The sequence below is a fragment of the Gemmatimonas sp. genome, assembly GCF_046594945.1.
Taxonomy (GTDB): domain Bacteria; phylum Gemmatimonadota; class Gemmatimonadetes; order Gemmatimonadales; family Gemmatimonadaceae; genus Gemmatimonas.
The window spans coordinates 1-24,459 of record NZ_JBKJRB010000123.1; the positions used below are offsets into that span (position 1 = coordinate 1).

17 protein-coding genes are annotated in these 24,459 nt (G+C 65.8%); 5 read left to right on the top strand and 12 right to left on the bottom strand.

Annotated features, from left to right (window positions below; genetic code table 11):
• Positions 1 to 156 precede the first annotated feature (156 nt).
• From tssF to tssB, 7 genes are all read right to left on the bottom strand, one after another.
• Positions 157 to 2,019, bottom strand: coding sequence for a type VI secretion system baseplate subunit TssF (gene tssF / locus ACLL97_RS14715; RefSeq protein ID WP_411281228.1), 1,863 nt, complete (start codon positions 2,017 to 2,019; stop codon positions 157 to 159).
• Positions 2,019 to 2,510, bottom strand: coding sequence for a type VI secretion system baseplate subunit TssE (gene tssE, locus ACLL97_RS14720; protein ID WP_411281229.1), 492 nt, complete (start codon positions 2,508 to 2,510; stop codon positions 2,019 to 2,021). Before tssE ends, tssF begins: the two co-directional genes overlap by 1 nt.
• A 14-nt stretch (positions 2,511 to 2,524) precedes the next feature.
• Positions 2,525 to 4,420 carry a type VI secretion system protein TssA gene (gene tssA / locus ACLL97_RS14725; protein ID WP_411281230.1) on the bottom strand — a complete coding sequence of 632 codons (1,896 nt, stop codon included), beginning with the start codon at positions 4,418 to 4,420 and terminating at the stop codon, positions 2,525 to 2,527.
• A 76-nt stretch (positions 4,421 to 4,496) separates the two neighbouring features.
• Positions 4,497 to 5,198, bottom strand: a complete 702-nt coding sequence (locus ACLL97_RS14730; RefSeq protein ID WP_411281231.1) for a type VI secretion system accessory protein TagJ — start codon at positions 5,196 to 5,198, stop codon at positions 4,497 to 4,499.
• Positions 5,199 to 5,213: 15 nt separating this feature from the next.
• Complete coding sequence (locus tag ACLL97_RS14735) at positions 5,214 to 5,705, bottom strand: Hcp family type VI secretion system effector (RefSeq protein ID WP_411281232.1); 492 nt, start codon at positions 5,703 to 5,705, stop codon at positions 5,214 to 5,216.
• Between the two features lie 80 nt (positions 5,706 to 5,785).
• Positions 5,786 to 7,264 carry a type VI secretion system contractile sheath large subunit gene (tssC, locus tag ACLL97_RS14740; RefSeq protein WP_411281233.1) on the bottom strand — a complete coding sequence of 493 codons (1,479 nt, stop codon included), beginning with the start codon at positions 7,262 to 7,264 and terminating at the stop codon, positions 5,786 to 5,788.
• A 1-nt stretch (position 7,265) separates the two neighbouring features.
• Positions 7,266 to 7,772: a type VI secretion system contractile sheath small subunit gene (gene tssB, locus ACLL97_RS14745; RefSeq protein ID WP_411281234.1), complete on the bottom strand. Its 507-nt coding sequence runs from the start codon at positions 7,770 to 7,772 to the stop codon at positions 7,266 to 7,268.
• 209 nt (positions 7,773 to 7,981) lie between these two features.
• Here tssB and tssK (ACLL97_RS14750) point away from each other — a divergent pair, with 209 nt between their 5' ends.
• Positions 7,982 to 9,328 carry a type VI secretion system baseplate subunit TssK gene (gene tssK, locus ACLL97_RS14750; RefSeq protein WP_411281235.1) on the top strand — a complete coding sequence of 449 codons (1,347 nt, stop codon included), beginning with the start codon at positions 7,982 to 7,984 and terminating at the stop codon, positions 9,326 to 9,328.
• A gap of 13 nt (positions 9,329 to 9,341) precedes the next feature.
• Here the strand turns inward: tssK (ACLL97_RS14750) and ACLL97_RS14755 are convergent, their stop codons facing one another.
• Positions 9,342 to 10,952 carry a hypothetical protein gene (locus tag ACLL97_RS14755; RefSeq protein WP_411281236.1) on the bottom strand — a complete coding sequence of 537 codons (1,611 nt, stop codon included), beginning with the start codon at positions 10,950 to 10,952 and terminating at the stop codon, positions 9,342 to 9,344.
• Positions 10,953 to 11,211: 259 nt separating this feature from the next.
• Between ACLL97_RS14755 and tssK (ACLL97_RS14760) the strand changes: the two genes are divergently transcribed.
• The 3 genes from tssK (ACLL97_RS14760) to ACLL97_RS14770 are packed head-to-tail and all read left to right on the top strand — an operon-like array spanning position 11,212 to position 16,939.
• Complete coding sequence (tssK, locus tag ACLL97_RS14760; RefSeq protein ID WP_411281237.1) at positions 11,212 to 12,624, top strand: type VI secretion system baseplate subunit TssK; 1,413 nt, start codon at positions 11,212 to 11,214, stop codon at positions 12,622 to 12,624.
• Between the two features lie 23 nt (positions 12,625 to 12,647).
• Positions 12,648 to 13,364 carry a DotU family type IV/VI secretion system protein gene (locus tag ACLL97_RS14765; protein ID WP_411281238.1) on the top strand — a complete coding sequence of 239 codons (717 nt, stop codon included), beginning with the start codon at positions 12,648 to 12,650 and terminating at the stop codon, positions 13,362 to 13,364.
• Positions 13,365 to 13,378: 14 nt separating this feature from the next.
• Positions 13,379 to 16,939 carry an ImcF-related family protein gene (locus ACLL97_RS14770; RefSeq protein ID WP_411281239.1) on the top strand — a complete coding sequence of 1,187 codons (3,561 nt, stop codon included), beginning with the start codon at positions 13,379 to 13,381 and terminating at the stop codon, positions 16,937 to 16,939.
• 52 nt (positions 16,940 to 16,991) lie between these two features.
• Here the strand turns inward: ACLL97_RS14770 and ACLL97_RS14775 are convergent, their stop codons facing one another.
• The gene (locus ACLL97_RS14775; protein ID WP_411281240.1) at positions 16,992 to 18,848 is read right to left on the bottom strand and encodes a serine/threonine-protein kinase; all 1,857 of its coding nucleotides are present in this window, start codon (positions 18,846 to 18,848) and stop codon (positions 16,992 to 16,994) included.
• Positions 18,849 to 18,915: 67 nt separating this feature from the next.
• Between ACLL97_RS14775 and ACLL97_RS14780 the strand changes: the two genes are divergently transcribed.
• Positions 18,916 to 19,653, top strand: coding sequence for a CsgG/HfaB family protein (locus ACLL97_RS14780; protein WP_411281241.1), 738 nt, complete (start codon positions 18,916 to 18,918; stop codon positions 19,651 to 19,653).
• Between the two features lie 18 nt (positions 19,654 to 19,671).
• On the opposite strand, the gene ACLL97_RS14785 is transcribed toward ACLL97_RS14780, so the two are convergent.
• Genes ACLL97_RS14785 through ACLL97_RS14795 form a run of 3 tightly spaced genes read right to left on the bottom strand, consistent with a single transcriptional unit; the run spans position 19,672 to position 24,399 of the window.
• Positions 19,672 to 22,119 carry an InlB B-repeat-containing protein gene (locus ACLL97_RS14785; RefSeq protein WP_411281242.1) on the bottom strand — a complete coding sequence of 816 codons (2,448 nt, stop codon included), beginning with the start codon at positions 22,117 to 22,119 and terminating at the stop codon, positions 19,672 to 19,674.
• A 7-nt stretch (positions 22,120 to 22,126) separates the two neighbouring features.
• Entirely contained in the window at positions 22,127 to 23,380 is a 1,254-nt protein-coding gene (locus tag ACLL97_RS14790; protein ID WP_411281243.1) for a hypothetical protein, read from the bottom strand.
• Positions 23,377 to 24,399, bottom strand: coding sequence for a CsgG/HfaB family protein (locus tag ACLL97_RS14795; RefSeq protein ID WP_411281244.1), 1,023 nt, complete (start codon positions 24,397 to 24,399; stop codon positions 23,377 to 23,379). Before ACLL97_RS14795 ends, ACLL97_RS14790 begins: the two co-directional genes overlap by 4 nt.
• Positions 24,400 to 24,459 lie beyond the last annotated feature (60 nt).

Sequence of the window (24,459 nt, forward strand, 5' to 3'; positions counted from 1 at the left end):
CGCGGTCGGTGGCTGGGACGACCCTGCCACCGACCGCGGCGCGGTCGGGATAGAGCCGCATGAGCAGCCGCATCGCCTGCACGAAATCGTAGCCGCTTCCCGACTCCTCGAGGCTGCGGGCCAACGTCCGCCGATTCCGCGCGTCCTCGGCCGACTTCATAGCAGCGTCCGCACACCGGCGCGGGCCGGCCATTCCGTAACCGATCGCCGACGTTGCCGCGACCGCACCGCCACCTGCGTAAAACTGTTCATCGACGCGTACAGCGCGAAGAACCGCTCCAGCACGGTGGCCATGAGGAACATGCCGCCGCCGGGAAACTGTTGTTCGTCGAACTCGAGCTCGATGCGACGACCACGCGCGAAGGCGATGCCATGCGGGGAGTCGACGCGCGCGAAGGATGGTTCACTCCTGACTTTGACCAGTCCGTCAATCTGTCGTTCGGCCCCGAGGTCGTCGCTCATGTTGTGCAGCCGCAGCAGCTCCTGCAGGGCATCGGGCGTGCCGTCGACGATCGACAGATAGTTCAGTGAGAGCGAGGAGATCATACGCCAGAGCATGGAACTGCCGAGCGCCGGCTGCACCGACTTGGTGGGATTGACTACGCAGTAGATGCGATGAATCGGACCGGCGCCAATCAGTTCGAAATCGCCACGGTTATCGGCGCCGAAGGGCAGCAGACTCGGTAAGTCGCCATTGAAGCAGCTCACGCGCAACGACGCCACGTCGACATCGGGCGCGCGAACGGTGCCGCTCATGTCGCTGAAGGCCAGATGGAGCTCAGTGCCACCATCGGTGCGCCACGGGGCCGGACGTCGTGTGACGTGCCAGAAGACATCGTCGCCAGCACCGCTGATGTTGTGTTTATGCGAATAGAGCGGCGAGATCTCGCGCGCTTCGCGGGCCTCGTGTTCCACCAGCTTCACTTCATCGACCGACCAGACCTCGACCTCGAGTCGCTGCCGCACTTCCGCGACGACCAAATGTTCGAAGCGACGCTCGGACAACAGGATCGGTTCGGCGGACTGCTGGAAGAGATTGACGGCCGGCGTGGCATTGGTGCGAAACGACTTCGCCGACAGCTCCAGTTCAAGCTGCTGCCGACGATCGGCACGTTCGAACGAACTCACCAGAAAGCTCACATCGACCCGATCGACGGCGCCCAGCGTGCGCACGGCGTCACCGAAGCCTTCGAGGTCGACGAAGTGAAATTTCTGCGGAAACGCGAACAGCTCCATGAGGAGACTGTGTCCACCGAACGTACGGTTTGGATACGGCAGCATGCTTTCGTGCTCGCCGAAACCAACCGCCTTGACCGCGCCGGACTTGATCACGATCGGCGGCTGGTGCGGTCGATCGGGATTGCGCACCACGATCTGCATCGTGTTGTTGAGCAGCAACTCGTACAACGTATCGACTACACCGGTGCCACCGGCGAGATGAAGCCGCAGGGCGTCGATGGCAAGGTCGGCGAGCCTGACGCCCTCGAACGCACGGATCTCGAGCCGAATGGCGCCCACGGCATCACGGGCACTGGTGCCGGCGCCCGCGCGGTCGGGTGTGGTCCACTCCGCATTCGCGATCGTCAGCGGCCACAGCATGGTGTCGTACACCGTGCGGAATGTGCAGCGCACGCGATTGACCGGCTGTGTCTGCAGCACACTGCCACGCGGCACGTGATGGCCGTCGGGCAAACGACCCTGCGTCGGATCGAGCGGCATGTCGACGATGCACATCGATGGCACAGGTCGGACGAACTGCGGATGCAGCATCTCCAGTAACGCTTCAGAGATCTCCGGAAAATCGTCGTCGAGGCGCCGGTGCACGCGGGCGGCCAAAAAGGCGAAGCCCTCGAGCAAACGCTCGACGTGTGGGTCTTCCGTCTTGCTGGTCTCGAGCTGCAGCCGCGACGCAATCTTCGGATACCGTTGTGCGAACTCGGCGCCGAGCTTGCGGAGATACGTGAGCTCGAACTCGTAGTAGTCCTTGAGTTCCCGTTGTTCGCGCGCATCCTTGGCCATCAGCCGTTCTCGTCCACGGCGTACGAGCCGCTGGCGATTTCCAGGACGGTGTCAAAAACGATCTGTTCGGGACTCGGGTCCATGCGCAGCGTGGCCTCGATCGCGAAGCGCACCTGTGGTGTCCGCACCTGATCACTGTCGGTGAGACGTACGGTCACGTTCATGAGGCGGGGCTCGAATCGCTGCAGGGCATCCTTGATATCGTCGGTGAGCATCTTGCGCCCGGCGTTGGTGCCGACCGCCAAGCCGGTGGTATCGGGGATGCCGTATTCATGCACCGACCGACGGAGTTCGACGTCGGCCGGGCCGATCTCCACGATGCAGCGCCTCGTGTTGAGCAACGCTTCGACGTCACGTTGCACCGCCTGACGAAACCGACGCACGGATTCCTCGCGGGAGACGGCAACGTCACCGCTGACCTGAGGATTCTCGTCGGTGAGACGATCGAGCAACGAGGGTTGAACCGCGCGATCGAGTTCGGTGCGTGCCATGCCGGGTGCGTTCCTCAGCCCTGCTGCAGGGCGAGTGCCTGCAGCGGATCCAGACGGCAAATACGCAGATACAGCTTGTAGCGTCGGGCCGCATCCTCGTCGGTTCGTGTGAGCACCGTGTGCATCAGGGCGAGCGGCTGCGCGACCAACGCCCCCGCTTCCCAGTCCTCGAGTTTCCGGTCGTCGATGATTTCGAGCAGCCGTTCGAGAATCGGCTCGGCCACCTGATTGAGCCCGGCCTCGACCATGATGTAGGCGATCTGCGTCTGACGGACGAAGCGTCCGCGTTCCGACTGGTCGCGCACGAGTTCCGCCATCAGCCGCTCGATGGCCTTGTTCGGTCGGCCGGCGCTCAGCTCGGCGCGAGCGAGGTCGAACGGATCACGTCCGGTGGCGACGGGTGCGCGGCGCTGACGTGTGGCGCGCAATCCGCCTTGGCTGGCGGTGGCCTCATCGTCGGCCAGCGCCTCGCCCAACAGTTCCGCGCCGTCGCCGATCGCGCTGTCAGCGGCGGAGTCGTCAGCGCTCGCGACTTCGCTGTCCGGCGCCTCTGGTGGAGCGTCGAGTCCCTCGGCGGACAGCCAGGCTTTGGTTTCGTCGTTGGCCGACGGCGTGTCATCCATGAGCGTCATTCCGGGGAGCTGTGGCAGGGCGCGTATCAGCGACTGAAGTTCGCTGCGAATGATGGCCGCCACTGGATCGAATGCGCTGCCCAGATTGGCGCAGGCAGTGAGCGAATAGCGCTGTAGGTCGAGCCAGCCGCGGCCTTGGGCTGTGCCCATGAGCATCTCGCACTGTTCGAGCAGATCGGCCCACCGATTGTCGAGAAGCAATGACTTGAGGCGCGCGCGAAGGGGCGTGGGTGGCGCTTCAAGCAATCGCGGATCGAGATCTGGTGCGTGCCCGCGCAACTCGCCCCAGCGAAAGGCCCGCAGCATGGCATACGGCGCCGGGCTGGTGGCATCCTGTTGCCGTAACCACTTGGCGACGACGATGACGCGTTGCGCGGCATCCTGCTTGTTGACAGGCTCGGGCGTTTGCGGTCCATCATTCGGGGCGTCGGCGGTGCCGGATGCCTCCGCTTCGAAGACTTCTTCGATCGGATCAGGATCGAGCTCGAGCTTCCGGGCGAGCGTGCTGGCCGTAAACCGTCGCAGTTCATCGAGACCGTTGCGCAGGCCGGTGTAGGCGGGCGCCTCGCGGCCGAAGCGTTCGTCGGACATGGCCTCAAGCGCGGCGAGGCCGGCCACGGCCGCATCGATGTCGGAGACGAGCGCTTTGTAAAAGACCTTCCCCGTGTTCTCAATGGCGGCGTCGGCAGCTTCGGGCATGGTCTTGCCCATCGCTTCTGCTTCGCTGCGGGCCGCACTAAGGGCTTTCTGCACGTCGTACGCGGCCGCGCCGATCACGCCTTCCGAAGGAATCGTGCGCGATGCGTTGAAATCGAGCAGCGAGAGGCCGCCGGATGCGATGGTGAGCTGCTGCAGCGGGAGCGTCAGCTTGTTACCGATCCACTCCAGCGGTCCACTGCGGAGTTCGAAGTCGCCGTCTTCGCCTTCGGGATAGCAGGTGTCCCAGAACTGTTCGAGGATGCCACGCAGCAGCTCAATGCCGGTGTGGAGCCCGGACACGCCCTGACGCTGCAGCAACGTCTCGGTCATCCAGGCCGCGAGCTGCAGGTCCTTGGTGGACTTGCTCAGGAGTTCGGTGCCGATCGCGTTGGCGCGATTCCAATCGGGCACCTTCCGGTCGGCCGACATGTTGCCGTCTTTGTCGGGGACCGCGAGCTCTTCTCGCCGCGCTTCCTTGAAGGCGTCGTACTGCGGATCGTAGCGCATATCGCTGCCGGCGGGATTGTCTCCCGGAATCGGCGCGAGCAGCGTCGTGAGAAGCTCGGAGTTTACTGGCATGTCAAGAAGGAGAAACGGAAACGTCGACCGCCGTCACCGCACGACGCGGTGACGGCCCGGTACCGACGGGCGTCGGTCAGGACGCGATGACGAGTTCTCGCACATCGACGAGCGGCACCAGCCGATCATCGACGCGCAGCAACTTCTGGCCAACGGGAGCGAAGTCACCGGACGGGAGATCCTCCCAATCGGTGGCTCGTCCGAGCCGGATTTCGTCTTCGGCGTGGCGCCACGCGCCGACCGAGAGGGCAGGCAGCAGAATTTCGCCGAGCTCCTTGTCGGCCACCGAAGGGCCGGTGCGCAGCTGCGCCGGCACCCAGTGCAGATCGCGCAGGCGCGCCGGGGCAGGCATGGACCACGACGCGAGATGCGCGAAGGGGATCCAGAGATAGCGTCCACCGGCGATCACTTCGAGACGGGCGCCGAGTCGCGGATCGGCGTCTTCGATCGAGGAAAACGGCTCGCCGTTGAGCGTCCCGCTGACCGGTGACGGGGCGGTCGTGGTCGGAAAGTCGCCGGTGTCGAACATGTGTTCACGAACGCGCTCGGCCTCGATGGCCGAGCGATAGAGCATGGTCCCGGCTTCGGCCATGTGGCCGTTCTTGGCGAGCACGTCGAGCTGCTTCAGCGCCCGCGACCAGTCGCCAGCGAAGGTGAGCAGCTCGAACAGAAACGTGCGCCGTTGGGCGTCGGCCGGAAAATTCCGGAGCTCGACGCCCAACGCTTCGATTGCCGCGCCGAGCTGGCCGGCCGCGTAAAGTGCTTGCGAGGAGGCCATGGCGCGGTCCTCGCCTTACGCCTTGACCTTGGTGAGATCCCACGAGGCCTGACCGGCCACTGCGAGCTTGCCCTTGTCATCCTGCGTCTTGTACTCGATCTCGACCTTCGCAAACGCGAGCGAAAGCGACTCGGTGGGCGTGTCGTCGCCGCCGGTCGAACCCGACCACTGAATCGACTCGACCATCACGTCGGTGAACGTGTAGGTGAGGAAGATATCCTGGCCGCCGGTGCCGGTGGCCTTGCGCATCGAGACCGTCGCTTTGTCGAAGTGCTGACCCGTGCAGCACGCCGCGAAGAGCGCGGCCGACGACTTCTCGGTCTTCTTCATGACGTTGAAGCTGGACACCGACACGCGGCCGGCGGAGAGGCCGTCACGGCCCGGTCCAACGGACGTCGGGTTGCTGGCTCCCCAGCTGAACGAGAAGATTTCAATTTTCTTTTCGAAGCCATCCGCGGTGCACTCACCGACGACGCCGGTGATATCGAGATACGTATCGAATGCCATGTGCGTGATACTCCAGAGTAAATGAGGAATGAACGATCGGAAACGTGCGACCTACGGCACTACGATTGTGCGCAACGAGACTACTTCGCGGCGGCGGGGAGCTCGGCCACCAGTCGCATCGACACGGCCAGCTCGTCGAGCTGATAGTGCGGACGCAGGAACGCGACGGCGCGATAGGCTCCCGGCTTGCCCGGAATTTCCACCACATCGACCCGCGCTTCCGACAACGGCTTCTTGGCTTTGATCGAGGCCGTGGCCCCTTCGACGGCGACGTAGTTCTGGATCCAGCGATTCAGGAACGAGTCGACTTCGGCGCGTGACGTGTAGCCGCCGATCTTGTCGCGCATCATCACCTTCAGGTAATGCGCGAAGCGGGACGTGGCGAAGATGTACGGCAGCTGTGCGGACAACCGCGCGGCGGCGGTTGCGCCCGGCGAGTCATACGTTTTGGGCTTCTGGGCCGACTGGACCGAGAAGAAGGCGGCGTTGGCCGTGCCCTTCTGGTGGACGAGCGGAGCGAAGCCGAGGTCAGCGAGTTCTTTTTCGCGACGATCGGTGATCTGCACTTCGGTCGGGCACTTCATGGCGAGCTCGCCCGACTCGGTACGGAAGTTGTGGATGGGGAGACCTTCCACCAGTCCACCGCTTTCGACGCCGCGGATCTGCGCACACCAGCCGTACATGGCGAACGCTTTGTTGACGTTCGCCGCCATGGCGTACGCGGCGTTGCCCCAGCAGTAGTGCTCGTGGTTCGAGCCGTCGACGCGTTCTTCGTAATTGAACGCTTCCACCGGCACGGTGGCGGCGCCGTAGGGCTCACGCATGAGCACGCGCGGCGCGGCGAGCGCGACATAGCGTGCATCTTCGCTCGAGCGGAACGTCTTCCACCGGGCGTACTCGGTGCTGTCAAAGATCTTCGCGAGATCGCGCGGCGTGTCGAGGTCGGTCCAGCTCTGCAGGTTGAGCATGTCGTGCGACGCCGCCGTCATGAACGGCGCGTGCGCGGCCGCGGCCACGTTGGAGATCTTCTCGAGCAACTCGATGTCCTGACCGCTCTTGTCGAACTGATAGTCGCCCACGAGCGCGCCGAAGGGCGTACCACCGAACACGCCGTACTCTTCCTCATACGCCTTCTTGAACAGCGCACTCTGGTCGAACTCCGGCGCCCGCTGCAGGTCGCGCAGCAGGTCCTTCTTGGAGACGTTGAGCACCTTGATCTTGAGCATGGCGCTCGTCTCGCTCTGCTTCATCAGGAACTGCAGGCCCCGCCACGATCCCTCGAGCTTCTGGAAGTCGGGGTGATGCATGATCTCGTTGACCTGGAGCGATAGTAGATGATCGATCTGCGCGATACGCGCATTGATCATCGTCTCGGTGTCGCGATTGATCGTGATCGCGCCTTCGAGAACTTCGCTGACGAACCGCTTCACCAGATCCTTGCCGCGACTCTTCGTTTCGGCGTCCTTGCCCATCTTGCCCTGCTCGACGATCTGGTCGAGCAGGGAGAGTTCGGCATCAGTCGTGACGGCTTGCGCGCCCGCCTTTTGTGCTTCGGCCATGTTAGCTCTCCAGCCCGAGTTCGGCCTTCAGCTTGGCCATTTTGTCGGCGTCGCCCAGCGTGTCCTGCAGCACTTCGTCGAGCTTCTCGTTCGTTTGCAGATTGGCGCGCAGGTTTGCGAGTTCCGTCCGCAGCTCGAGCAGCTCGCGGAGCGGCTTGACCTGCTTGGCCACGGCGTCAGGCGAGAAGTCGTCCATGCTGCGGAAGTTCAGTTCGACGCCAAGCTTCGGCGCATCGGCATCTTCGCTCAGCTTGTTCTCGACGGAGAACTGGAGGCGCGGCTTCATGCTGGCGAGCGTATCGTCAAAGTTGTCGGGCGTGATCTCGACGAACTTCCGATCCTTCAAGCGCGGGAGCGTCTCGGCGGGGTTACCGCTGAAGTCTCCGAGGACGCCCATCAGGAACGGGAGCTCCTTCATTTCAATGGCGCCTCCGGTTTCGACCTCGTACGAGATCTGAATGCGAGGCGGACGGACTCGTTCGAGCTTTTTTTGCGTACTTTCGGCCATACAACACTCCGGCGCGATTGGAACTGAGAGAGGGGGGAGTTCGTGCTTACTCAGCAGAGCAGGCAAGTGTCCCTCTCAATCATCCGCTTGTCAAGCGAACGCCACGTCGCAGTGACGCCACGGTTCCTCCGCGTTACGGTTCGGCGGGAAAGCGCGGGGGAGTCGCCGCCGACTCTGACGGGACACGGGCTGTCGGGATACGTTGGGGGATGCGCCACTCACCACCGGTACTCTGGACCAAAGGCGTCCTGCTCACGCCGCAGCATCTGCAGGCGCAGGATCGACATCATGAAGAGACGCTCGCCTTTCAGGTCGGCGCGCTCGCCTTCAGTCCGTGGGGACTGTCGCACCTGTCGCTGGATCTTGAAGCGCTCGCCGGAGGGACGCTCGTCACGACGACCATCGCCGGTCGCTTCGCTGACGGCTTGCTGTTCGATGCGCCGATCGCCGGTGCCACGCCACCGCCCAAATCGCTCAGTGACGCCTTCGGTCCCGATCAGGAATCGTTGCTCGCGTATGTCGCCGTGCCGGAGTATCGACCGGGCGCCCGTAACGTGGCGCGACGTGGTGAATATGCGTCGGCACGGTGGCTCGCCGATGAACAGTTGTTGCGCGATGAAACGACCGGCTTGACGGAGCGCCCCATTCAGGTCTCGCCGCCGTCGTTGCGGTTGGTGCTGGAAGGCGAAAGTTTGGAAGGCTACACGGCGATGCCGATCGCCCGCCTGCGTCGGGCGCCCTCCGGGGACGTCACGCTGGATCCGCAGTTCGTCCCGCCGTTGCTCGACCTCTCGGCGAGTGAGGTCATGATGGGGATGATGCGTCGGCTCACCGAGCGTCTGTCGGCGCGAAGTGCGTCGCTCTCGGGCAGCCGACGTCAGCGCAACCAGGGGCTGGCTGATTTCACGGTCGCCGACGTGGGCAGCTTCTGGCTGCTGTACACGGTCAACACCCATCTGCCGGCGATCCGCCATTTACATGATGTGCGACGGGGGCATCCGGCGGCTCTCTGGGAAGCGATGCTGGCGCTGGTCGGCTCCTTGTCGGCCTTTTCGACCAGCGGCGATGCGCGGTCCTTGCCGACCTATGATCATCGGCGCTTAGGTGAAGGCTTTTTCGAACTCGAGCGTCGGCTGTATGAGTTGCTCGATGGTGCCGTGGTCGATACGGCGATCGCGCTGCCGCTCAAGCCGGTGCGGGCCACGCTGCACGCGGTGGCGATCGAGCAGGTGAAGTGGCTCGAGGCGCCGCAGTGGTTTCTCGCGGTCAGTGCTCCACTGCGCCAGCAGGAGCTGATTCCGAAGGTGTTGCAGGGGTGCAAGGTGGGCGCCGCCGACGTAGTCGACACCTTGATCCGTCAGGCGCTTCCGGGCATCGAGCTCGCGCATATCTCGTCGCCCCCCTCGGCCGTTCCGGTGAAGCTGGACTTTCAGTACTTCGCGATCCGGAAGGCGGGGAGTGCGTGGGACGCGATCGAGCGCGCGCGCAACCTGGCGGTGTACGTCCCGGCCGAACTGGTCGACGCGCGGTTCGAACTGGTAATCGTTCTCCGCTGATACGGACGACGGATCATTTCAACGCCGGCGCGCTGACGGACGGCACCTTGGGCACCGCGGGCTTGGACGGCACCCGGGGCTGAGGCTTCCGTAGCACGAAGACGATGACAATGACGGCGAGCAGAAGGACCGCATTGATGACCACGATCAACCCCATCGGAATGGCGCGTTTGGTCGGTGCGGTGGTGGCGGCCGGCTTGGCGGCGGCCGGCGTCGGCGGGACCACTGGCGCGGCGGCTTGACTGATCAGGCGCGTGAAATCACTTGGCCCAGCGGTGGCCTTGGGCGCGGCCCCACCCATTGGCGAGAGCGGGGTCGCGCCTCCCTGACCGAACATCGGCGGTGGCAGCACGCCAAGTGGAAGTCCGGGAGCGCCTCCCATCGGCGACGAGCCCAAGGGTGACGCGTTCATGGGCGAAGCGCCAAGCCCGCTGCTGGCGGGAGCGGCGGAGGGTGAAATCGGAAGCGGCGCTACGGGTGCGTGGTATGCTGGCGTGCTGGACGCGGGCGCCGATGAGCCAAATAGCGGTGAGTGGCCGAACACCGGGGACACGTTGCCGGGCGACGGAAGGGTGGCGGCGAACGGCGGCGGGGCGGAGGGTGCCGGCGATGACGGCATCGGCGCGGCCATGAAGCTGGGCGGCGTGACGAGACCCGGCAGCGAGGCCGGCGGCTGCACATTTGGTGGCGGTGCGCTGCCGATTGGCGACCAGGCGGCTGGTGCAACGGGGGAGGGGGGTAGCGTGCCGGGGAGCGGCGCGGCGGTGGCTGGCGCCGCGAACATTAGCGTGAAGTCACCGGGCCCCGCTTTCGGCGGTGGCGGTGGCTGGGGGGCGTCGGCCGGCGTGGCGACGGATTCTGTCGCCGTCCTGTACGCGGGAATACGCCCTTGTGTCGCGTTTAGTGTCGGATACTGATCCAATGATGGCGTATCTTGCGCAAACATTGGTGGGGTTTTGCGAACCGATTCCGGCGTGGGAGTGGATGCCACGGGCATGCTGGGCGCGCCAAACATTTGGGTGAACGCACCGGGGGCGGACGCCGGGGCGGACGCAATTGGCGGTGGAGCGGCCGCGGTGACCGGGGCGGGCGACGCCGGTAGGCTGGGGGCGCCGAACATCTGCGTGAACGCACCCGGCGCGGGGGCCGCCGCGGGAGGCGGGCTCACCGGCGGCGTGTCCCTGGGCGGCAGCGGCAGCGCCTCCACCGGCGATGCGGTCTCAACCGGCACAACCTGAACGGGGGCCGCCTCGACGGGGGCCGCCTCGACCGGTGCGGGGAGCACCGGCGCGGCCACCATCGGTTCAGCCATCGGCGGACCCTCGCCCGGTTGCACGCGGGCGGCCAGCCAGCCCGGGAACGAGGTCAATCCAGCCAGAAACTCGGTGACGATCGCGAACCCCGACGGCAGCGTGGCCGTCTCGAGCACGCGGTTCTTGTCAGCGCCGGGCAGGCGGGTGAGCATTGCCCGCAAGCGATCCACGTCCTCCGGGCCGGCGGCGTCGGCGAGGTGCACCATGACGACACGGCCGGTCGCCAGCTCCTGCGCGTTGTGGCTGCGAATGCCGTCATCGACCGCCACGCACTTCAGGAGGCGGTAGCGGACATTGAAATCTTCGCTCATGGTCGGGAAGTGCCGGAAGAGTGCACGGGTGCGCCGGAACGACGCGACAACCGCACCGCTGATGTATTCTTCAATTGTTCACGCGCCCTCGGCTAGGCGCAATGCACAACGCGTAATGCAGCTGTTTCGCACACGCTTCCCGGTGCCTTGCGTTGTGGTCCGCGTCGGCGAGTGCTTGCCGATCCACGACGCACCCCCCCGCCTGTGCCTGCCCTGCCGATCGTTCGCCTGTCCGGCCTGACACGATGCGCCTGATGCCATGCGACTGACGTCACCGCCATCCCGCCGTGTCGTCTGGGAAGACGGCATGCACCTCGCGCCGCAGCATTTTCAAGCGCAGCGTCGCTATCAAGAAGACCAGTCGACCCGTACCCTCGACCTGCTCTTCCCGTTCGCGTACGGATTGTCGGCGGTCGCGTTGGATGCCGATGCCCTGCAGAACGGCACCCTCGCGCTGGTCCATGCCCGGGGAGTACTTCCCGACGGGACGGTGTTCCATACGCCCGACGCCGATCCGTCGCCGCCGCCCGGTGCGCTCGCCGACCGGTTCTCGCCCACGCGAGACGCCCACGTCGTGTTGCTCGCGCTGCCGCGCTGGCGCACCGACGCCGCGAATGTGGATCATCTCGACGGTGATGCCGAGGCGCGCGAGCCCTTTGATATGAACAGCACGCCGCTGCGCTTTCAGGCCGTCGAGGAGCTGGTGATCGACGAATCGACGGGAGCGGATCCGATGCGCGTGCGTTTCGCCGCCAGGAATCTTCGCCTGCTGCTCGATGATGAGCTCACCGACGACTTCGTGTCGATGCCGATCGGTCGGATCCGTCGTGATGGACGCGGACAGTTTCAGGTCGATGGCGACTTCATTCCGCCGGTGCTGCAACTTTCGGCCTGCGACGCGCTGCTCGAACTCACGCGTCGGACGGTGAGCCTGCTTGAGGCGAAGGGCAGCGCCTTGTCGGCGACCGTGTCAAGTGCGCCATCGGGTGCCGCCGGCGGCGCGGCGGCGTATGTCGGCAACGAACTCGCCACGCGTTGGTTGTTGCACGCGGTGCGATCGGCCGATGCCCCGCTGCGACATCTGCTGCTCACGCGACGCGCGCATCCGGAACGATTGTTTCTCGAACTGTCGCGTCTGGCCGGGGCGCTCTCGACGTTCGCGATGGGCGGACATCCCCGCGAGCTGCCGACCTACGATCACGATCGGCTCACCGACGTGTTCGCGGCGCTCGAACTCCAGCTGCGGGCGCATCTCGACGTGGTGATCTCAGCCCGTGCCATCGTGGTGCCGTTGGCGCCGGCCTCGGCGGTGCTGCATGTGGCCGCGCTGTCCGATCCGCGCTGTTTCGAGCCGGGCACGCGGTGGTTCCTCGGCGTGCGGGCCGATGTCGGGCGCGCCGAACTGGTGGACCGCGTGCAGCGGCTCACGAAGACCTGCGCCAGCAAGTTCGTGCTTGAGCTGGTTCGTCGCGCATTCAACGGACTTCCCACGGAGCATGTCCCGACTCCGCCGGCGGGACTCGCGCCGAAGCCTGATCTGACGTATTTCGAGCTCACACTGAGCGGCCCCTGTGCCGTGTCGCTGACCGACAGCCGCGAGATCGGCGTGTACGTGCCCGATGCGTTGCCGGGCGCGTATCTGGAAGTTGCGCTCCTGTTGCCGTTGTCGTAATCCAATCGCTTTGAGGAACAACCGTGTCTGCTTCGACCATGGTGGCGCCGGGTCGTCTGGCGAGCGTGCTGCAGGAATCGATCACCGCCGTGGTTCGACTACGGGCGGATCGTCAGCCGGTGACCGATGCGTCTGCGTTTCGCGCGCAAATCATTCAGTTGTTGACGCGCGCCGAGCAGGAGGCGTTGCAGTCGGGGTTCACCGCCGCCGACGCACGATTGGCGATCTTCGCCGTGGTGGCGTTCCTCGATGAATCGGTGCTGAATACGCGTACCGCAGCGTTGGCTGATTGGGCGCGCCGTCCACTGCAGGACGAACTGTTTGGCGGCCACATGGGCGGCGAATGGTTCTTTCAGCATCTCGATCAGCTGTTGGCGCGACCCGACGCCCCGGAGCTCGGCGACCTACTGGAAGTGCATCAGCTCTGTCTCCTGCTCGGTTTCCGCGGCAAGTATGGCGCGGGGGACAACGGACAGTTGCACGCGACGACGTCGCGGGTGGCGGAACGGCTGGGCCGACTGCGTGGTGCGCCGGGTGAGCTGGCTCCGCACTGGCACCCGCCGGCCGACCGCGTCGATACGAAGGATCCCTGGCTTCGCCGACTCTCGATCGCCGCGATCGCGAGCGTAGTGCTTCTCGCCGTGTTGTGGGGCACCTACGCACTGACGCTGCGCAACGCGGCAACCGATCTTCGTGCGCTCGCGCCGGTGGCGTCGACGTCGGCGACCACCGCTCGATAACCCCGGATCCAATCATGGCGTCTCGTCAGCCGTTCGTCCGGTGGGTTCTCGCCGCCGCAGTGCTGTTGTTGTTCCTTCTTGCGATCGTGCTCATCGAACGCTCCGCCACGCTCGACGAGTTGTCCACGTGGGGACTTCGCGTCGGGCTACTGCTGTTGGGGCTGATCCTTGCTGGCGCGATCCTCTGGTATCTGCGTCCGCAGGACGCGGAGCCGGTACTCGACACCGGTGACGATGTGCTGCTCGCCATCGGTGCGGCGCGGGCCCGGTTGCCGCGCGGGGCGTTCTTCAATCGTGCGATGGTGCTCGTGCTCGGCCCGGAAGGCGGCGCGAAGACCACGATGATTGCTCGCTCCGGCGGCGATCCCGAGTTGCTCGCGGGTGATGCGCCGGCCGCGTCGACCGAGGCCCCAACGTCGACCAAGACCGCCAATGTGTGGGCCCTTAGTCAGGCGGTGATCACCGAACTTGGTGGCACGCTGCTCAGCGATGCGCCGCGTTGGGCGAAAGTGGTGCGCGCGCTCCGCGCGCCCCGTGTAGCGGCGGCCGTAGGACAAGGCGAAGCGGCGGCGCGCGCGATCGTGTTGTGCGTGCCGTGTGATCTGTTCTACACTGGTGGCAACGGGCAGCAGCTTGAGCAGCTGGCGCAGTCGCTGCGGCAGCGCTTGGCCGAAGCGTCGCGCGAATTGGGGCTCGCCGTGCCGGTGTATGTGATGTTCACGAAGATGGATCGCGTGCCGCACTTCGAGCCGTGGATCAGTGTGTTCACGAGAGACGAACTGCGGGCGCCCCTCGGCGCTACGCTACCCTTTGATCCCGCGTCGAACAGCGGCAGTTACGCGGAGCGGCTCACGCCGCGACTCGAGGTCGCGTTCCGCGAGATAATCGATGTAATCGCCTCGCGACGCCCTGAACTGCTTGGACGTGAAGGCGCGATCGATCGCCGCTATGCGTCGTACGAGTTGCCGCGCGAGCTGCGCAAGCTGCAGCCGTCGGTGACGTCGTTCCTGCTCGAAGTGTGTCGTCCCACGCAGATCGGTGCGAGTCCGCAGCTGCGCGGCTTCTACTTTACGGGTGCGCGTCCGGTCGTGGTCACCGATGTCGCGCAGGCGACGCCGCGCATGGCCGCCGCGGCCGTGCCGGTGGCCACTGATGCGACCGGCATCTTCCGTCAGCCGGCGGTGGCTGCGGCCTCTCCGCTGTCCACCGCGACACCGACCACGCGCAAGGTGCCCGAGTGGGTGTTCCTCGACCGGTTCCTGCGTGACGTGGTGCTGGCCGACACGAGCGCCGCGTCGGTGGCACGTGGTGGCGTGGGTGTGCAGCGCACGCGACGGGTGATGCTCGGTGCGGCCACCGCCGCCACGCTGCTGTTACTCACGGGTGTAACGGCGTCGTGGCTCGGCAATCGAGCCATCGGCAATCGCGTGGCGGATGCTGCCCGGGCGGTTTCGGCGCTGCCAGTGGTTCAGTCCGCGCCCGGCACCATCACGCTGCCCTCGCCGGAGGCGCTGCGTCGGCTCGATGCGCTGCGCGCGCAACTCGACACGCTGCGTGGACAGATCCAGGATGGTCCGCCGTTGCGTTTGCGTTTCGGCTTGTGGAGCGGTCCCACGGTGTACGAAGCGGCTCGTCCGGTGTGGTACGATGGATTTCGCAAGCAACTCTTTGCCGACGGACAGGGCGCGCTGATCGATTCGCTGAAGGCACTGCCGGATGCACCATCGCCGTCGGACGACTACGGCACGACGTACGCGCGATTGAAGGGCTATCTCATTACGACGACGTCGCCCGACAAGAGCACGTCGGCGTTTCTCGCGCCAGTGCTGATTACCAGCTGGCAGCGCGGTGTGACGACGGACGCCGATGTCACGGGGCTCGCCCGTCGTCAGTTTGAGTTTTATGCGAGCGAGCTACCCACGTACAATCCGTGGCCGAAAGCCGCCGACGCGTCACTCGTGACGCAGGCACGCGAGTTCCTGTCGCGCTTCACGGGTGGCGAACAGATTTATGCCAACATGCTGTCGGAAGCGAACAAGGCGGTACCACCGGTGAAGGTGCCACAGTCGCCCGGTACCGTGACGGCACCGCCGGAAGTCGCTGGTGCGTTCAGCGCGAAAGGCGCGAAGTTCATGGTGGACGCCTTCCGCAATTCCGACCGCTACTTCCAAGGTGAAACGTGGGTGGTCGGCGATGCGACCGCGGCGAAGTCCGTCGATCGCGAGGCGATTATCGGTGCTATTCGCACGCGCTACCGTGATGACTACGTGCGCTCGTGGCGTCAGGTCGTGCAGGGCACGAGCGTGGCGCGCGCGTCGAACGTGAAAGACGCGGCCGCGAAGCTCGATGTGATTGCCGGGATGCAATCACCGCTGCTGCAAGTGCTGCGCACGGTCGCGGTGAACACCGATACCGATTCGAGCACGCGGGCCGCGTTTCAGCCGGTGCATGCGGTGACGCCGCCCGCGATCGTCGACAAGTATGTGTCGGAGAAGAACCAGCCGTACATGGATGGCCTGCTTGGGTTGCAGGGCACGCTGACGCAGGTCGGCAATTTACCCCCCGCCACCGATACCGCGTCTACGCTGGTGCTGGTGCAGGCGGCGCAGCTGGCCGGCGGTGACGTCACGAAAGCGCGCGTGGCGGCGAAGCGTGTGTCGCAGGGCTTCGACGTGAGTGCCGAGGCGTCATCGATGGCGAGCGCGGTGGAACAGCTGTTGCTGGCGCCGATCGTGGGTGCCGAAGCGGTGCTCAAAACCGTGGCATCGGCCCGCCCGCCGGCAAAGCGCGTGGTGGCAGCGGCGCCGCTTCCGGCGGCGCCACCGGCTGGTGGCGGCGGCGGTGGTGGTGGTGGTGGGGCGGCCGCCGCGGAGATCGCGGCGCTCAACGAGCGCGGCGTGGCGTTGTGCTCGAAAGTCGACGCATCGCTCACGTCGAAATTCCCGTTCAACGCCGACGCCACGTCCGATGCCACGATCGCCGACGTAAAGGCGATTCTCACGCCCGATACCGGCGAGTTGTGGACGTTCTACGCCGATCGACTGGCCAAGTACCTCACGAAGTCGGGCACCAAATACGCGGCGAAGCCGGTGGGTGGGGTCGAGCTCTCGGAAAGCTTCGTCGGCTTCTTCAACAAGGCAGCGGAAGTATCCGATGCGTTGTTCGCCGAGGATGCCGCGAATCCGCACGTCACGTGGAACGTGAGCGGCGTGATCACGGAGACGACGCCGCTGGTGATTCTCAAGAACAACGGCCTCGAAGCGCGGCTCGACAAACAGTCGTTCAAGAACGTGGTCGAGTGGCCGGCCACGTCGGGACGTCAGGCCGAATTGCTAGCGCGGTTCAAGAAGAACAAGGAGCTTCGCGTGAAGCTCACCGCTGGCGAGTGGGCGATCTTCCGGCTGGTCGCCAGCGGCGATGCCTTCCAAGGATCGCTGGTGACGTGGAATGCGGCCGGTCTCAAGGACGCGGAACCGGTACGGCTGCGCTTCGACGCGCAGCAGCGCGAAGCCGCGTCGGTACTGACGCGCGGATGGATGGGACGCATGAGCTGCGTCGCGCGGGTGACGAAGTAACGGGTGCCGCGATAGCGGGTGACGATGGAATCGTCGCCCGCGGGGGTGGCGACTACTCGCCGCAGCTCAGCTTCGTGGTGTAGTCGCTCACCACGCGCGCTTGCGACATGGATTGAGCAAGCCCACGGGCGGTGCGGAGTGCGGTGCACGCCGGCTTCACTTCGTCCATGAGCAGGTGTGCTTCGGCGATGCGGATGTAGGCCCACGCGCTGTCTTCGGCCGCGGTCATGCGGGTGAGCAGTCCGCGAAGGGCCGGAATGGCCACCCGGGCCACGGCTTCGTCGGCGGTGAGCGGGTCGAGCGCCTTCGTGATGCTGTCCATCGAACGACGCGCCGACGCGCCTGACGCTGACGCCACCGGAGCGGCCGGTCTGGGAGCCGCGGGCGCGCCAGATTGCGCTGTTGCGGGCGCTGTTGCGGGCGCTGTTGCGGGCGCTGTTGGAGTCACGGTCGTCGCCGGAGCGCGACCCCCGGGCACCGGAGAAGTCGTCGAGGTGGTTGCCAAGCTGATGGCCTTCTTCGCGTTGGCCGCTGCCGACTGTGCCCCGTCGATCAACGATCCGCCGGCATCCGTTGCGGCGTTCACAAGGTTCTTGACATCGCGAACCTGTGGCGCTCGCTGCTTGTTGTAGAACCAGATCCCGCCGCCGACGACCAGAATGAAGCCGAGGCTGGGCAGCCGTACACGCGGCCACGGGAAACGACGGCGGTGCGCTTCCGGCTCGTCCTCGTCCTCGTACTCGACTGTCGGACTCTGCTTGCCGGTCTTGGAGACAGGTTTTGCCGGCCTCGCCGGCGGAGTCACAACCCCCCCGCGCGCCTTGACCTCCTTCTTGATGTCGCCACGAGACACGGTCGCGATTTGACGCGCCGCGGCCGGTGTATCGGCCTCGACCTTCGCGGCGGGCCCCGCCGCCGCCGCTGCGACCGCGCCGGCTGGCGTCGCACTGGGGACCGGACCGGCCGAGACAAACTCCAGCGCCTTGGCGAAGGCGCCGGCCGACGACGTGCGCTTGGTGGGCTCGCGCTCAAGCGCCTGGTCGAGCACGGCCTGCAAACCGCCGGGCCAGTGCAGATCGTTTCGGACCAGGGCCAGCGGACGCGGCGCGCTCATGAGTCGCGCGGTCATGCCACGATCGGGAGTGTCCCGATCGAAGGGGAGATCGAGCGTGAGGCAGGTATAGGCGACCAGCGCGAGCGCGTACACGTCGCTGCGATGGTCTAGCTCTGTCCCCAGCAACTGCTCGGGGCTCATGAACTCGGGCGTGCCGACCACGAAGCCGGTGCGGGTGAGGCCTGCTTCCTTCTCGTTGCCGCCCACCGCTTTCGCGATGCCGAAGTCCACCACTTTGCACCGGTCCACGCCGTTCTCGTCGACGGTGACCAGAATGTTGTCGGGCTTGAGGTCGCGGTGCACGATGCCCATGCGATGCGCGGCATCGAGTCCGTCGGCCACCTGTCGAATCAGGACGGCTGTGCGCGTCAGGGTGAGCGGCCCTTCCTTCTCCAGCACTTCCTTGAGAGTGCGGCCGGAGACGTACTCCATGGCCAGATACACCGTACCGTCGCTCGTTTCGCCGAAGTCGAACACGCGGGCCACATTCGGATGCTCAATGCGGCTGGCGTTAGCCGCTTCGCGATTGAAGCGGGCCACCGACGCCGCATCTTTAAGCAGCTCCGGGCGTAGCACCTTGATCGCCGCCTGGAGTGGCAGGCGTACGTGCCGTGCGAGGTACACCTTGCCCATGCCGCCTTCGCCCAGCAGGTCGGTGACCAGATACCGGTCGGCGACCACACTGCCGATCAGGTCACCATCGGAGTCGGCCGCACGAAGCGTACTGCCGTCGGACGGGCAGAATACGTTCAGATCGGGATAGCTTGTGCCACAGACGGGACAGACTTTCGGCATACAGACCTGAACGAAATGGACATCCGACGGTATCTTCTGGTAATCTCACCCTTCGGAGAATACCCGCATGATCGCAGCCTCGCTCGTTCGCCGCACTCGTAGGGCTTTGGCCGTTACAACACTGGCTCTGCCTCTGGCGATCGTCTCGGCCGGTGCTCAGGGCACCCCGTCGACCCGTCCGACAGTCGCCGTCATGTACTTCACGAATGGCGCGATCAGCAACAATGCGGAATATGCGCCGCTCAGCAAGGGGCTCGCGGAGATGATGATTACGGAACTGTCGGCCAACACGAATATCCGCGTGGTGGAGCGAGACCGGCTGCAGGCGCTCATGGCCGAACAGGATCTGGGTGCCACGGGTCGTGTCGAAAAGGAGACGGCGGCCAAAATCGGAAAGACGCTGGGGGCGCTCCATATGCTGATGGGCAGCTTCGTGATCGATCCGAAGCAGCGGATTCGCATGGATGTCCGCGCGATCAACACCGAAACGTCGGAGCTTGAGTATGCCACGTCGGTCACGGGCAAGGCGGACAACATGCTCGAGTTGCTGGGCCAACTTGGCAGCAAGCTGAATGCAGGACTCAAGCTTCCCGCGGTGCAAGCCGGCTTTCAGCAGGGGGCGGCCGTGGGCGCGAAGGGCCCCAACCAGCTCCGTTCGATGATGCTGATCAGTCGCGCCATCGAAGCGCAGGACAAGCAGAATTCGACGCAGGCGGTGGCGCTGTACAAGGAAGCGGTGCAGGCGAATCCGAACAATGCGCGGGCGAAGACCTTGTTGGCCTCCGCCGAGCGCCGCGCGAAGTAGTGTACTGTCGGTGTGTGGTTACTGACCGCCGCCGCGCTTTTGGGCGGCGGACGGCGCCGCGATCGCGCTGCCAGAGTAGAAGTACATGACGGCCGATGTCGTGTTGGCCGTTGCGACGAAGGTGCACACGGGGCCGGACGATTCCTGGCAGCTGCTATACCAGCTCGAGAAGAGATCATTCGGACCGGCCACCGCTTCCATGCGGATCGTTTCTCCGATGACCAGCTTGTAGGAGCAGTTGACGACGGTCGCAAGGCAACTGGTGTTCTGCGTGGGTGAGGTCACGTTGACTCGCGATCCCGTTCCGCCGTAGAACACGGTCAGCGCGAAGTTCACCGCCGGGACGAATCGCGCCGTCACGCTGGCATTACTGGATGGCGTGAAGGTGCACACCGGGTCGAAAAGAAACGCGGCGCAGGCGCCGCCCCACGCCATCAGCGTGGAGTTGCTGTTGCCGACCGCATTGAGCGTGAGCGAGGCGCCGCCAGTTACGCTCTTGGTGCAACGACCGGTCGCGGTCTGTCCGGAGAGCGCGCAAACGAGCGACTGATCCGGCGTCGCGATCGTTCCCGTTCCTGTGGAGTTCGCACCGGCGCTGACCGTGACGATACTGGCGAGCGGTCCGAAGGCGAGACCAACCGCCGCGTTTCCCGTGAGCGTGAATGCGCACGGAAGTGACGATCCAGTGCAGAGCGATCCCGAGTATCCCACGAACCCGGTGTTCGACCCCGGCTGCGCGAGCAACGACACCGACGACCCGAGATCAAGCGACACCGTGCACGCCAGCGACGTCTGCACAGCGGTCTTGGTGCAGAGCGTCGCGCCGTTCACCGACACGCCACCCGTGCCCGTGCCGGTGAGGGTGAATGAGACGACGCCGATTTGCCGTGTGAAGGTGGCACCGACGCTGCGCGCCTGATCCATCGTGACCTGACAGATTGAAGCATTGCCGGTACAGGCGCCCGACCAGCCGGTGAAGGTCGAGAACGATCCGGTGCTTGCCGTGAGCGTCACGGCGGTGCCGAAATTCACCGTATTGCTACACGTGCCCGTGTTCACGTTGTTGTTGCGCGTGCACGAGATCACGCCCGACGCGATGATGGAGCCGTTGCCGGTGCCGTTCGGCGTGGCCGTCAGCAGCACCGGCGTGTCGAAGCGGGCACTTGGTGCGCGGTTGGTGTTCATCGTGAGCGTGCACGTGTTCCCCGTGCTGCCCGCGCAGTCTCCGCCCCAGGTGCGGAAGCTGTTGGGCGACGTGGCGCTCGCCGTCAGCGTGACGGACGTGCCGTCGGTGACATTCACTGAACAGTTGCCGCTCGTGATGCCCGCTGTGATCACGCAGTTCAGACCGACCGCACTCGCTACGGTACCGGTGCCGTTCCCGATGCCGGTGATGGTCAGCGTTCGGAAGGCACGCAATGCCACGCCGACGGTGCGTGCCTGCGACGTCGCAATCGTGCAGGTGGTGCCGATGGCGGCGCTGCAGTCGTTCGTCCACGACAACAGTTCGGAGAGCGCCAACGGCGTCGTGGTGAGCACCACCGATGCGTCTCCGGGGAAGGTGAAGGCGCAGGCGCCGGTGAGCACTGATCCGTTCACGGTGCAGTCGATGCCGGCCGGCGCCGAGCGCACGGTGGCCTGTCCGGATGTGCTGGTGGAGACGATCGTGAGCGCCGAAGGCAGCGGCACCGAGCGCACCGATACGCTATTGACGCGTCCGGCGGTGGCGGCGCTGATCGTCGCCGTGCCGGTGGTGACGGCCGTGACCAATCCGGTGGCAGTCACGGACATCACGCCCGGAGCGCTGCTGGTCCAGTTGACCGTCCGCCCAGTGACGACGCGCTGCGCGCCGTCGAGCACCGCCGCGGTGAGCTGCATCGTGCGGGTGATCTCCATGCGCAGCGGCTGTCCCGTAGCCACGACGTTGGCGCTGGGCGCGCTGATGCTGATCGAGCCGACTTCGTTCAAGGTGAGCGGCGTGGACACGCTTTTCTGCACCCCGGGGCTGAGCGACACCGGGCCGACCGTCTGACGGTCCACGGCGGCGCCATCGAGTACGAGGTCGACCAGCAGTCGCACAACGCATTCGTCGGCGCCCGGCGCCGCTACGACTCCATTGGCGCTGGTTAGCCCGGCGCGTGACGCGTCGGCGAGGCAAGCCGCGAGCTCGATGCTGATCGGCACCTGCTGGGTTGGTACGTCGGACAGTGTGAGCGTCTGCGTGCCGATGTCGACCGTGGCGCCGCCTTGTCGCAGATAGACCGACTGCACCTTGAGTTGTACCACGGAGGCCTGCGAGGCCAGGACGGAGGTCGTCAGGGCGATGCTGGCCGAGGCGGCGTGATGGGGGCTGGTGACATCGGCGGGATCACTGCACGCGGCAAGCGTCAGCGCGAGCAGGGTGGTGGCCCCGAGTCGACGAGGCACCGATCGAAACGGGCGGATGGAATGCTTCATGATGGTCATCGGCGGCTCAGAAGCGGGTCACTACGAGGAAACCCACCGAACCACCGACAAACGATGTGGAGGGGGCGGCGGAGTCGCGTACCGACAGGCTTCCGGCCTGGGCTCGCAGGTACGGCTGCAGCGAGAGGTTGCCGCGGCGGGCGATTAGACCGAGAGTGCCACCGCCGCTGATCACGCCGGACGTGGCGAGCCCCTGATTGATCGCAAGGCCGCTATGGTATCGGCCGTCGGCTGTGATCAGCAGGTCGAGCGACGGGCGTAGCGGCAGACTGGTCCGCAACCCGCCATCTATGTAGTTCGCAGACGAACCATTGACCTTAATCCCGTCGCGCTCGAACTGTGATCGGAAACGGTGGGCCGTCCAGAGTACGAGTTCGTTCACGCGGGGGGCGGCCAGTTGGAGCTGGATATCAGTGCTCACGATCGGTCCGAGTCGGACCGTGGCCAGCGGCTTGGCGCTGCTGGAGTTTGGATCGCGCAGTTCGTCGGTGTCGTAGAGATCGGCGGCCGTGGAGATGCTGAGCCGGTGCTTCCCCACCAGGCGATCGAGTCCGATGGAGCCGCGAATCACGTTGCCCGGCTGGTAGTTGCCGGACGGGGCCCCTGCGGTCAGCGCGGCGACCGGCTGATAGGTCCCACGCATTTCGTACGAGCTACCCACGGCCACGGCCCAAGGGCCGAGCTTTCGAGCGGCTACAAGTCCGACGGTACCGGCGGGTCCACCGCCGACGGGCGGTGCACTGAGGCCGAGTGCGGGAGCGGCGCTGGCCCGGAGGACGGTGAGGTCGTCGACGCCGAGTTCGGTCTGCCCGGTCGGGGCGTTGATACCGGCGGTGAACACGAGGCCGTCATTCAGTAAGCGACCGGTGGCGCGAATGCGAACGTCGCTGATGCCGGAAAGCGTGAGGTTCTGACGGGCACCGGTGCGCGGGTCGAAGCCGAGGCGCACGGTGGAGTAGACCGACTGCAGGTCGATCGTCCACCTGCTGCCCAGCGGAACGGCCAGCGAGATCGGCACGGAGAACTGGGCGATGCTGCGCAGACGGATGGAATCCCGTCCGGCCCCACCGGGTTGCGAATAGCCCCTCCCACCAAACTGCACCACGTCGGCGGTGACGCCGGCCCCGAGGGCGCTGGTGCCAACGAGGCGATCCTGCGCCTGCGCGACGACCGGTAGTAGCGCGGTGACCGCGGTGAGCGACGCGGTCATCGTGGCTGCCAGCGCGATCCGACGGCGCGTGGTCGAGAAGGCGGCGCTCATGGGCGCACCACCGTGATCACGATGATGCCTTTGGAGTTCGGGAACGAGGGGTCGATGGCACTGGACACCGCTCGCGACACGTTGGTGACGAGATCGAGCGGACGATTGAGTCGATCGACGGCCGTGGAGATGGCGCGATCGAGTGGCCGCACGCCGGGGATGGCGATGGGGTTACTCGTGCCGATCGCGCCAATCGCGCGTGCTTCAAGCTCACGGGTACGCGCACCCCGGAAGTTTCGGTCGCTGCGCTGCGCTTCCCGGAACGCGTCGGCAGCGCCTTTCGAATCGCCTTCATACGTGCGCTGTACGCCACGCCCGTAGGCGAGGAGCGCGGCCACGCTCTGGGTGGGCTGTTGCTCGATCTCGGCGCGTTCGGCTGGCGAGAGCACAATACCGAGAGACTGGAAGAGTCGGAACACGAGCTCCTTCTCGGCCGCGAAGATCTCGGCGAGCGGCGCGCGGGCATCAACGGCGCTGGTCACGGTGGACCGTTCGACGTCACCGATGCGGGCCCCGAGGCGAATGGTGCGACCGTCGGGCAGCGGTTCGACGGCACCGAAGATCAGCCGTTCGGCGCTGACGAGCCGTCCGACGCGCGGCGCGGTCGTGGAATCGACTCGCCCCGACGCGGCGAGATCGAGTTCGCGCAGCACCTCACCCAGTCGAGCCCGTTCGACCACGGTCACGCCTTTGCTGCGTGACAGGTCGGTCGCAACGAGGTCAGCCAGCGCATAGGCCAATGGGACCAGCGTGGTGTCGCGTCCGACGAACGCGAACGGCGGCACACCGATGACGCCGCGGCGTGTGCCGTCTGACCTCGCTCGTTCAGCGTCCAACGCCCGAGCGCGGGCGCTGTCAGCGGCGGTCACGGGGCGAGCCGCGGTGGCGGGCGCCGGGCGCGAACCGGCACAGCCGGCCGCGAGCAACAGAGACAGCGCCGGTGCCACGATCGACCACCTCGGGCGCGAGCCCGCAGCAGGATGTGACAGCGGAGATGGGCGCAGACGCGTGGGGAGCATGACTGGGGTCAGAAGAAGCACAAGCGCGAATCGCGGATGACACAGCGTGCGAATGTGCCG

Bases quoted from the DNA above. Each gene is read 5' to 3' on its own strand.
- ACLL97_RS14755 (WP_411281236.1), bottom strand. From the start codon at position 10,952: ATGAGCGAAGATTTCAATGTCCGCTACCGCCTCCTGAAGTGCGTGGCG.
- ACLL97_RS14770 (WP_411281239.1), top strand. From the start codon at position 13,379: ATGGCGTCTCGTCAGCCGTTCGTCCGGTGGGTTCTCGCCGCCGCAGTG.
- ACLL97_RS14780 (WP_411281241.1), top strand. From the start codon at position 18,916: ATGATCGCAGCCTCGCTCGTTCGCCGCACTCGTAGGGCTTTGGCCGTT.
- tssC (WP_411281233.1), bottom strand. From the start codon at position 7,264: ATGGCCGAAGCACAAAAGGCGGGCGCGCAAGCCGTCACGACTGATGCC.
- tssB (WP_411281234.1), bottom strand. From the start codon at position 7,772: ATGGCCGAAAGTACGCAAAAAAAGCTCGAACGAGTCCGTCCGCCTCGC.
- tssA (WP_411281230.1), bottom strand. From the start codon at position 4,420: ATGCCAGTAAACTCCGAGCTTCTCACGACGCTGCTCGCGCCGATTCCG.
- tssF (WP_411281228.1), bottom strand. From the start codon at position 2,019: ATGGCCAAGGATGCGCGCGAACAACGGGAACTCAAGGACTACTACGAG.
- ACLL97_RS14795 (WP_411281244.1), bottom strand. From the start codon at position 24,399: ATGCTCCCCACGCGTCTGCGCCCATCTCCGCTGTCACATCCTGCTGCG.
- tssK (WP_411281237.1), top strand. From the start codon at position 11,212: ATGCGACTGACGTCACCGCCATCCCGCCGTGTCGTCTGGGAAGACGGC.
- ACLL97_RS14775 (WP_411281240.1), bottom strand. From the start codon at position 18,848: ATGCCGAAAGTCTGTCCCGTCTGTGGCACAAGCTATCCCGATCTGAAC.
- tssE (WP_411281229.1), bottom strand. From the start codon at position 2,510: ATGGCACGCACCGAACTCGATCGCGCGGTTCAACCCTCGTTGCTCGAT.
- tssK (WP_411281235.1), top strand. From the start codon at position 7,982: ATGCGCCACTCACCACCGGTACTCTGGACCAAAGGCGTCCTGCTCACG.
- ACLL97_RS14790 (WP_411281243.1), bottom strand. From the start codon at position 23,380: ATGAGCGCCGCCTTCTCGACCACGCGCCGTCGGATCGCGCTGGCAGCC.
- ACLL97_RS14730 (WP_411281231.1), bottom strand. From the start codon at position 5,198: ATGGCCTCCTCGCAAGCACTTTACGCGGCCGGCCAGCTCGGCGCGGCA.
- ACLL97_RS14735 (WP_411281232.1), bottom strand. From the start codon at position 5,705: ATGGCATTCGATACGTATCTCGATATCACCGGCGTCGTCGGTGAGTGC.
- ACLL97_RS14785 (WP_411281242.1), bottom strand. From the start codon at position 22,119: ATGACCATCATGAAGCATTCCATCCGCCCGTTTCGATCGGTGCCTCGT.